The sequence below is a fragment of the Rhodoferax sp. GW821-FHT10B06 genome, assembly GCF_059415605.1.
In genome coordinates, this window is record NZ_JBWKNO010000024.1 from 58,809 (window position 1) to 67,518 (window position 8,710).

8 protein-coding genes are annotated in these 8,710 nt (G+C 54.3%); 4 read left to right on the forward strand and 4 right to left on the reverse strand.

The genetic code is table 11. From position 1 onward, the window contains the following. Nucleotide 1: 1 nt before the first annotated feature. Nucleotides 2-1,255, reverse strand: coding sequence for a beta-ketoacyl-[acyl-carrier-protein] synthase family protein (locus tag AC07O2_RS24620; protein WP_495234781.1), 1,254 nt, complete (start codon nucleotides 1,253-1,255; stop codon nucleotides 2-4). Between the two features lie 263 nt (nucleotides 1,256-1,518). Here AC07O2_RS24620 and AC07O2_RS24625 point away from each other — a divergent pair, with 263 nt between their 5' ends. From AC07O2_RS24625 to AC07O2_RS24635, 3 genes are read left to right on the forward strand one after another with little or no spacing between them, the layout of a single operon-like run. Continuing rightward, the gene (locus AC07O2_RS24625; RefSeq protein WP_495098695.1) at nucleotides 1,519-1,779 is read left to right on the forward strand and encodes an acyl carrier protein; all 261 of its coding nucleotides are present in this window, start codon (nucleotides 1,519-1,521) and stop codon (nucleotides 1,777-1,779) included. Nucleotides 1,780-1,789: 10 nt separating this feature from the next. Further along, on the forward strand, nucleotides 1,790-3,052 hold the full coding sequence (locus AC07O2_RS24630) for a beta-ketoacyl-[acyl-carrier-protein] synthase family protein (RefSeq protein ID WP_495234782.1): 1,263 nt from the start codon (nucleotides 1,790-1,792) through the stop codon (nucleotides 3,050-3,052). Continuing rightward, nucleotides 3,049-3,552, forward strand: coding sequence for a 3-hydroxyacyl-ACP dehydratase FabZ family protein (locus AC07O2_RS24635; RefSeq protein ID WP_495234783.1), 504 nt, complete (start codon nucleotides 3,049-3,051; stop codon nucleotides 3,550-3,552). The genes AC07O2_RS24630 and AC07O2_RS24635 overlap by 4 nt, the downstream gene beginning before the upstream one ends. A gap of 109 nt (nucleotides 3,553-3,661) precedes the next feature. On the opposite strand, the gene AC07O2_RS24640 is transcribed toward AC07O2_RS24635, so the two are convergent. Further along, nucleotides 3,662-3,865 carry a DUF1737 domain-containing protein gene (locus AC07O2_RS24640; protein ID WP_495104926.1) on the reverse strand — a complete coding sequence of 68 codons (204 nt, stop codon included), beginning with the start codon at nucleotides 3,863-3,865 and terminating at the stop codon, nucleotides 3,662-3,664. Nucleotides 3,866-4,408: 543 nt separating this feature from the next. Between AC07O2_RS24640 and AC07O2_RS24645 the strand changes: the two genes are divergently transcribed. Further along, a complete protein-coding gene (locus AC07O2_RS24645; protein ID WP_495234784.1) occupies nucleotides 4,409-4,831 on the forward strand; it encodes a hypothetical protein in 423 nt (140 codons plus the stop codon). On the opposite strand, the gene AC07O2_RS24650 is transcribed toward AC07O2_RS24645, so the two are convergent. Beyond that, complete coding sequence (locus AC07O2_RS24650; RefSeq protein ID WP_495234785.1) at nucleotides 4,786-5,757, reverse strand: hypothetical protein; 972 nt, start codon at nucleotides 5,755-5,757, stop codon at nucleotides 4,786-4,788. The two genes, AC07O2_RS24645 and AC07O2_RS24650, sit on opposite strands and share 46 nt — an antisense overlap. 187 nt (nucleotides 5,758-5,944) lie before the next feature. Continuing rightward, on the reverse strand, nucleotides 5,945-8,563 hold the full coding sequence (locus tag AC07O2_RS24655; protein ID WP_495234786.1) for a hypothetical protein: 2,619 nt from the start codon (nucleotides 8,561-8,563) through the stop codon (nucleotides 5,945-5,947). Nucleotides 8,564-8,710: the final 147 nt, after the last annotated feature.

Below are 8,710 nucleotides of genomic sequence, written 5' to 3' on the forward strand. Positions count from 1 at the left end.
ATCAACCGACCGCACGAAATGCCAGAACGGCGTTGCTGCCCCCAAATGCAAAGGCGTTGCTGATGGCCGCCTGCAGCGGTACATCCAGCAGGGCGCCACCCATCACATGGCGAACCCCCAGGCAGTCCTCGGCAACCTGCTCCAGATGCGCGGTGGGCGGGATCGCCTGCCGGGCCAGTGCCAGCACGGTGATCAGCGCTTCGATCGCACCGACCGCACCCAGCGAGTGTCCATGCATCGACTTGGTGGCACTCACCGCCAACTGCTCTGCATGGGCACCGAAGACCTGCCGGAGTGCATTGATTTCAACCGGATCGCCTTCCACGGTGGCCGTGCCATGGGCATTCACATAGCCGACTTGTGACGGTATGAGTTCAGCTTCACGCAGCGCCGCCCCGATGGCCCTGGCTTGCCCCTGGGCATCGGGGCGCACCAGGTGTGTATGGTCACAACTTTGCCCAAACCCTGCCAGCTCGCAGTAGATGCGGGCGCCACGCTGCTGCGCATGCTCCCAGTCCTCAAGCACCAGCGCGGCAGCCCCCTCGCCCAGCACCAGGCCCTTGCGCCCTTTTTGAAAGGGGCGGCAGGCACGGTACGCGGTTTGTTCATCACCTGTTGCCACCACGCGCATGGCCTCCCAGGCGCGCATGATAGTAAAGGCCAGCGGAGACTCGGAGCCACCGGCGACGATCAGGGATGATTCACCGCGTTGAATGCGCCGAAACGCCTCGCCAATGGAAACGGTTGAAGAAGCGCAGGCCACTGAATAGGTGAGGCAGGCACCGCCCAAGCCCAAAGCCATGGCGATATGAGAGGCGGCCGCATTGTTCATCGCCATGGGCACCGACAAGGGGGAGACCCGCTGTTTGCCACGCAGGTACATGTCTCCGTAGCCCTTCTCGTACGTCAGCATGCCACCTGTGCCTGTGCCCCAAGACACACCGTATTCGTCAGAGCCTGCCCCTTCGCGCGCCAAACCGGCATCATCCCAGGCAGAAAACGCCGCCGCCACACCCAACTGGCTATAGCGATCAGCCACATGGGCAATCAAATGGCCAATCGACGCTTTAGCGTCAAACTGGGCGCAGGTCACCGCAGGCTGCACCAACCGGGATGGCGAGGTGGGATGCTCGTAAAGACGGATAGCGGAATCGCCGCGCAACATACTGGCGAAGAAGTCATCGGTGTCTCCACCAAAGGGACTCACCATTCCGACGCCTGTGACAGCAACTCTACGACCAGGCCCCTTGCTCATGAATGCTGCGAGTGAAATCAGTTGGTTATTGTTTCCAGTGTGATCCTCCTCAACAAATCACCTGGGCCGCACACAGCGGTGTGCAGAAGCGTTTGATTCTAAAGCACGTGAAATTCCTGAAACCGTCGGAATAATCCAGGAAAATCATCCGGCGACGGCTGGGCGCACGAGCGGATCGATGCAGCGGCCCGGTTTTCAGGCCTCCGTTCGCTGAGCCCGGCTCCGATACAATTCATCACCACAATGTCACACCAGTAGCCAGCATGTTATTTGATCAAATCAAGAATTATTTAGTGGAGACGGCGGGTGTTGATCCCAAGAAATTTGAAGATCCGATATTGAAAGTTGCCGATCTCGAACTGGACTCCCTGGGTTTGGTCGAAATGCTGTTTGAAGTCGAAGACAAATACGGTTTCCAAATTCCGGACCCCATGGTCTTTCTGCCCATGACCTTTGCCGAAATGGTTGCAGCCATCAACACCATGGTCCAGGAACACAGCAAGCTCCAGGCTACCAAAAACTAATCAACGCGCTGTGAATAAAGTAGTTGTCACCGGCTCCGGCATCATTTGCCCTCTGGGTGCCGACAAGGCCAGTGCATTTGCCGCTGCATTGGATGCACGTAGCGGCATTGGAGCCTGCCCCGTAGATATCGCCGCCAGGCTCCCCCACATCGTTGTGGCGCAGGCCAGTGTCTCCCCGGAAACCCTGCTGGAACAAGCCGACCAGGGACTCGACCGTGCCACCCAATTTGCGCTCGTAGCCACCGCACAGGCCATCAGAGAGGCCGGGTTTGCCTATCCGCCGACCGATTCGCGACGCATTGGCGTCTTCGTCGGCATCGGCTTTGGCGGTTCGCAAACCAGTGACAGCCTGTATGCGCGCTTTTACAAGACGCTGTCCGACCCCAGCCTGAAACACAAAGACCCCACCGTCATGCATCCGCTCACGGTGCCACGGATCATGGCCAATGCCGCCGCTGCAGCCATTTCCATGCGTTACGGACTGCACGGCCCCAGCAACACCTATTCGGTAGCCTGCGCATCCTCGGCTATAGCCATCGGCGAGGCATATCGGGCCATTCGCCATGGCTATCTGGACGCAGCGGTGGTGGTCGGCACCGAAGCCATGCTCAATCCTGGCGCCATGCTGGGCTGGAACGCGTTGCGTGTCATGGCCAAGCCTTACGCCAACGACCCCTCTCGCAGCTGCCGCCCGTTTGCCAAGGATCGAAACGGCTTTGCCATTGGCGAAGGCGCTGCAGCCCTGGTCCTCGAAAGCGCCTCCCGCAGTACCGAGCGCGGAGCCCAAGTACTCGCAGAGTTGGCCGGCTACGGCTGCAGCAGCGACGCGCAGCACCTGACAGCGCCCAGCATCGACGGCCAAGTCCACGCCATGCAGCAAGCACTGCAGGAAGCCGGCCTGGCCCCGGAACAAATTCAGTATGTCAATGCCCATGGCACCGCAACCGTCGCCGGTGACGTCATTGAAACCCAATCCATCCACAAAGCCTTTGGCAGTGCCGCTCGGCAGGTGGCAGTAAGTTCGACCAAATCCATGCACGGGCATCTTATCGGCGCGGCCGGTGCCCTGGAGCTGGCGCTGAGCATCGAGGCATTGAACAGTGGCTCCCTGCCACCCACTGCGTACCTCGACAACCCCGATCCGCAATGTGATCTGGACTACATCCCGCTTCGGGCCCGCCACGACTGTCACGTCGAAGCGGTGATGTCCAATTCCTTTGCCTTCGGCGGCAGCAATGTATCCCTGGTGGCACGTCGGTTTACCGCACCATGACGCAACCCATTCCCGAGTTTCCATTCACCCTGGACCATACGGCGATTGAAAAACTGCTTCCCCATCGCGGCCCCATATTCGCATGCAAGCAGTTGATCGCACGGGGCCCACGCGTCTACACGGCAATCGCCAACTGGTCACTGGACAACGCGATGATCCGGGGACATTTCCCCGGCTATCCTCTGGTACCCGGAGTCATGCTGATTGAATCCGTGACCCAACTTGCGGGTGCTGGATTGCTGAGCGCCGATCCTTACGTGCAGTCATTACCCAGCGAACGCATCGGCGTGTTGGCCTCCGTACGGCGCTGTGCCTTCAAGCGTCCGGTGCTGCCAGAACAGGACGTCACTTTCGAGATCACCTGCCGCCAGATCGGTGCTGATGCAGTGCAGATCATGGCCCAGGCCCTGGTCAAGGGTATCGAAGTGGCTCAACTGGAAACCCTGATGGTCTACGCCGACAAGACGCAGCTCTCGGCCTCCATAGGCTGGTCTACCTGAGTGTTAGAGTCGATCCAGTCTTGACCAGCTGACACGAGATCACCTCTTGCCGATTGCGTTGTCACGCTCACCAAAATCGACCGCACACAGCACATTACAAGAGCGGATTTCAGCTCTGAGCAATTGAAGATTCGATCGTCGGCCAGATGATCGCCTGAGCGACGATTACGCTCTGACCATTGAACGTTGCGGAGGGTGAGCCATAGAGTTTGTACCCCAGGGCAATTGCCTCACTTACACGCCTGCAGAACGTGGCGTCATCTACGCCGGTGAGGATGCGGTAGGCCGGGAGACCTTCGGGAGGGGTTTGCATTTGGATCAATTCCTGACTTCTGCGGCACGACATGCTACCCGACTACAAAATCATGCGGCTCGCCTGCACGTGTTCGCTACCGCACTTGAGGCTCTCAATTCCCACGTAAGCCTCCCCTCGTGCTGTTGAGATGCTGTACTAGAGACTGACCGACACCATACGGACATTAGCATCGGTGGTGTGGTGATTGCCCCGCTGGTAGCAGCGTTAATTCCAAGAATTCAATGTCCCATGAATAGGCTTCCATCGCTTGAAGGCACCCTGAATTCTGATCGCGCGCTGCGTAGTCAAAAATAGGACGACGCAACGCGGCGATAGCCCACGCTACACAGAATGTCGCTGGAATCATAACTGTTCCGTACAGAGAAGCATAACTGTGCCACCTCTCGCAAGCCACACAAGAACAAGCGTAGGCCCAGAGCGCGCCATTTCAGGCAATTGGGTCTCAATGCCAATCCGTGATCCGCTAAATAGCTATCACGCAACTCTCCCCAGTCGTGTCAATTGCCTTGCCGCAAAAATCAAAAAAGAAAGGAATGTGAAATGACCGAGCACATAAATCCACCCAACTGGATTGAATTCAGAAAAGAGAGCTGTCAAGATGGAGAGTGCAGTGAAGATTCAGATTTTCAAACTTGGATGAAGCAACTCGGAAATTTTGTTTCTCAAGAACTGGGAAAGTATCCCACAATCAAAATCCATAGTTACCAATTGGGTAATCGCATTTACTTGGCTATCGATATTTTTTCTTCAAACGACGCATCTTGTATAGCGATCACCATTTTTCTAAGTGGAAGTTCTCTCCACATTTTTGGCCCTACAATAGATCAGTTTGACATCACACTACCAGGAATTATTGACGCCTTATTTTTTATCCAATTTCTATTTAGGCGTCTAAACACATATGAAATAAAAATAGATCAAGTTTTTTTGGATTTTGAAAATGCAAGACGCATAACAACATGAGACAGTGTTGAAAATACAGCCTCATAACCTCTTTCGCTTCGTTTCAAGCTGCCTATCCAGTAGACCTTCAGGTAAGCACCTTTGCCTCTATTCTTCTCAGCCTCGTTGACAATTTTTCTAAACTTGGATCCATGTCGAGAATCTTTTATAGCGGTTGACGAAACGTAAAAACTAATTGGCACTTCGGTAGTCCCCTCATTGCCACACTCACTGACTTTGTCATAAAAACTCAACAAGAATCCTGTCGAATAATTTTTTTTGAAATATGCACCACCGTGGTATATAGCAAAGCTATTTTTAGCCTCAAACGGAAGTTGTTGAAAAGCATCACGAAAACTTAGCCGCCCATACCCCGCGATAGTAAATTCCTCCGTCAATGCATTTTCGCTCAGCAACTCTTCGTAACAACTAACCAGAGCCTCAAGGCTGGTTGCCGTAGATCCGGCACCTCTTGCATATTCAAGACGCGCTTTACGCCGAGCAATAGGGTCATCGATTCGGCGAATTCGCTCCAGCAGAGCTACAACTTCGTCTGAAGCCTCATTTTCAACGACTTCAGGAATAACAAAACGGGTAACCAAACGAGTCATTTTTCGCTGCAACGTTCGTGCCGCGTCTACCTCGTTGCCTTTTTCTATCAGCCTCTCTTGAAGCGCCGAATTCAACTCAACCCATTCGCAAGTAAATAGGTGATCATCCAGTTTACGGTAATGAGGACTTTGAATTACCGCATGCTCTTCTGGCAGCTTGTAGTGATTTGCCCCGGTAATGCGAACCCCAGTCTCTTTTTTACTGATCCGACATATTGGGTCAGAGCATAGGAAGTTAAATTTCTCGTGTCTATCTTGTGCCGCAAATTCTCGACATGCTTCCTGTATATTAACAACACGCCCCAATTCAATACAGTACGCCAAATCTATTCTCATCGATTCGTTCCTAACAAGCTGCTAAAAAGTAACGTTCATCTTCAATCGGTCTAGCGTGCAATTCCCGACTACCGTCGTAAAATATTTTTTCCTTGCAATTTAAGTTTTAAGCTGCAATCCACACTTCGGAATATTCTGTTAATACGCAAAAATGATAGATGCAAACCACTAGAAACGCTCGGTCCATTTAATGGCGCTTCTGTGCCTTTCGGGCCTTCGTTGAACCAGCAATCTTTGCGGCCTGTCGTTGTCGCTGCTGACCAAGGTTTAGAAGAAGAAAAACAACCTTTACCTCACCAAAATCTGCGGAGTATCGCGCAATGAATCCCGGAGGCCGCGAATCGTCATGAGGGATCAGTTCACGCCCAATATAGGTAAACCCCTGAGGACTGGCGGCCTCGGCCGATGTCTCCAAGAACCGCATGAGCGCCTGCTTGTCTTCGACATACGCGTAAGTGAGATGGAAAAATATCCTTGGATTGCCGTACCCAAGTAGCTTCTGAAAATGACTTTCAAGATCTGCCCTCATCGCGTTCTGGGTAAGAGGCTTGTCACAGATTACGGCCTCAATCAGGGCCAGGACAGAGCTGCCCCAGGTAACCAAAAGATCTCGTTCGCCTGCGTTGCCCTTCTCGCTGAAACCTCCTTTTGATTGATCACCAACCGACCACCCTAGAAATTGGACACGAGCCGCTAGCAAGTGCTGGATAAAGGCACTTAGATCGTCCTCGATGGCGTCAATCTGGACGCCTTTCATCATCGGAACCAGGGATACGATTGCATCGGCAGCGGCCCGGACATAGTCGACCAACAAAGCTTCAAACGGATCTGCGCGTCGTTGAAGTACTCTAGCTTGGTCAGTGGGATTCATCGTCCGAAACCGGGCAATCGCCGATGCGACGTTATCAACCATATCCTCATATACAGAGACATCAGGTACCGCAAGGAAAGGTGCGCCGCTGGCGATGTGACGTCGTGCTGCCGACAGTACAGGAGATCCGCCGAAGGTGTATTCAGCGGCGTCTAGCGCCGCAGTAGCCTCCGATTGCCGGCCTAGCCTGGCCAGCGCTATAGAGCGATAAGCTGCGGCCGTATCATGCAAGCGATCAAATGCCACGGCAGATAGAACGCCAAGGGCCTGCCCAGGCTCAGCTAGAGCGAGCAGCAACATGGCACGATTGCATTCCAAGGCCTCATCTATGGAAGCTGCTGGGAGCAGCCCAATCATCCGCTCGACTTCCTCAATCGCCTTCTGTCCCCTGCGGATATGCTCTCCGTTTAATAGACCAAAACTATCTGCCTGAAGCAATTCGCTGATTTCAGCTGCAAACCAGTTTGTGGCAAAACTAAGTGATGGACGTTTTTCGAAAAGCTCTGCAAATAACGTTCTTGCCCATGTGGGATTTGGATTTTCCCCCTTGAGTGCCACAAGTGCGCGAAATTGCTGCAAGGTTTCAATTGCCGCCACCTGGTCCAGCGGCGAAGGGAGACTCGGATCAGCCATGGCCGCAATCGCAGCCCAATCCTGCTGCAGAAAATGTAGGCGAAGTTGGTTCTGAAAACGGATGAGTTCGCGCCCAGCGGTTTTCCCGAATGTCTTTAGACTAGCCTCGGCCGCCATATAACTTGCAGCCGCGGCTGCAGCGCCCGCCGTAAGCAGTTCGTCGATGCGGGCCTGCATTTCCGGAAGGGAATGGATCGTGCCCGCATCAATCGGCGCAAGCGCAGCAATGCGACTTTCAATGCCGGAACGAAGATTGGGCGGACTTCTAGATAACAACTGTGCGAGAACGAGTGGCTCATCGGTTTCAAGAACTACAGCCAACAATATTTCTTGTTGCTGTCGATTGACGAACTTCAAGACGGCTGCAAGGTCTGCGGCAAGCGGCCGATCAGAGGCTTGGCCAAAGCTAGGTTTCTCAAAACGTGGAGCGAACGCGGCAACGCGCCCTTTTTCCTTGTGTTGTAGTGCTCCGCTCCGAACAGCAGAGACCAAGGCATCAAACATGTCTGCTGGAACGTCTGCCGCCCCACCGATGACAGCAAGGCAGAGAATTCGGATGTGCGTCCGCAGCGACCGCCCAATGGAGTCGGCGACGATAAATTCATTATCTTGAGGTGTCGTGGCAGCCAGTCGGGCGCGAACATCCAAGGGGTAAAGGAACTGCTTGCGCAGAGCTGGTGTTCGTTCGGAGATGCGAGCCAGCACAGCTGCACGCGAAGCTCCTATCCTATGGGCCGTTAGCGAATAGCAGCCCTTGGCGATGGAGTCCACATAGGCGATTACAACGGTGTTGGCGTCTACCGCATCTTCGATGGCACCAAGATAGCAAAGATCGAGAACTGCAGCAAACTCGGGCGCCCCTATTCCCCCGCGCAAGCCGGAACCATCGAGTGCCTGCACCATCGCAAGCAGCGTGGGGAGGGCAGAGCCAGCAAGTTCTCGATGAAGTATTGCTACCAGCGAATCCGTACCAGCAACGTCATCAGTGAAACCGGGGCCTGCTCGCCCATGCATCCAACTTAGCAATGCTGCGGCCTCGCAACCGTTCGCCTTTCCGGTGCGCAGATGCTCTCCGAGTATCGAGACCGCGTCGGCGAACACCTCCTCTTGACCGAACTTGTGATCACGTTCAGAAAGACCGCGATCCCACGCGCCGACAGGAGACCTCCACTGGGCTATCAGAAGACAAGCGAGCCCTGAAGTTGGAGGATAAATAACGAGGTCTGCGAGCAATCTCGGGGACGACTGAGCCCGAAACACCAGATCAACAAAAAGTTCGGCGCGGTCAATCGCCAGCTCCACAATCTGAGCTACTGCTAAATGAGGTGCTGTCGAATGGTCCTCAGCGTCTGCATCAGCAAGGAGTAGCCTCACTAAGAGCGGCTAACAAAAGCGTGTCATCGTCAAATGCACATCGTGCGTTTGACGCGGGATGGGAAAGAACAGAAA

Bases quoted from the DNA above. Each gene is read 5' to 3' on its own strand.
- AC07O2_RS24620 (WP_495234781.1), bottom strand. From the start codon at position 1,255: ATGAGCAAGGGGCCTGGTCGTAGAGTTGCTGTCACAGGCGTCGGAATG.
- AC07O2_RS24625 (WP_495098695.1), top strand. From the start codon at position 1,519: ATGTTATTTGATCAAATCAAGAATTATTTAGTGGAGACGGCGGGTGTT.
- AC07O2_RS24635 (WP_495234783.1), top strand. From the start codon at position 3,049: ATGACGCAACCCATTCCCGAGTTTCCATTCACCCTGGACCATACGGCG.
- AC07O2_RS24640 (WP_495104926.1), bottom strand. From the start codon at position 3,865: ATGCAAACCCCTCCCGAAGGTCTCCCGGCCTACCGCATCCTCACCGGC.
- AC07O2_RS24645 (WP_495234784.1), top strand. From the start codon at position 4,409: ATGACCGAGCACATAAATCCACCCAACTGGATTGAATTCAGAAAAGAG.
- AC07O2_RS24650 (WP_495234785.1), bottom strand. From the start codon at position 5,757: ATGAGAATAGATTTGGCGTACTGTATTGAATTGGGGCGTGTTGTTAAT.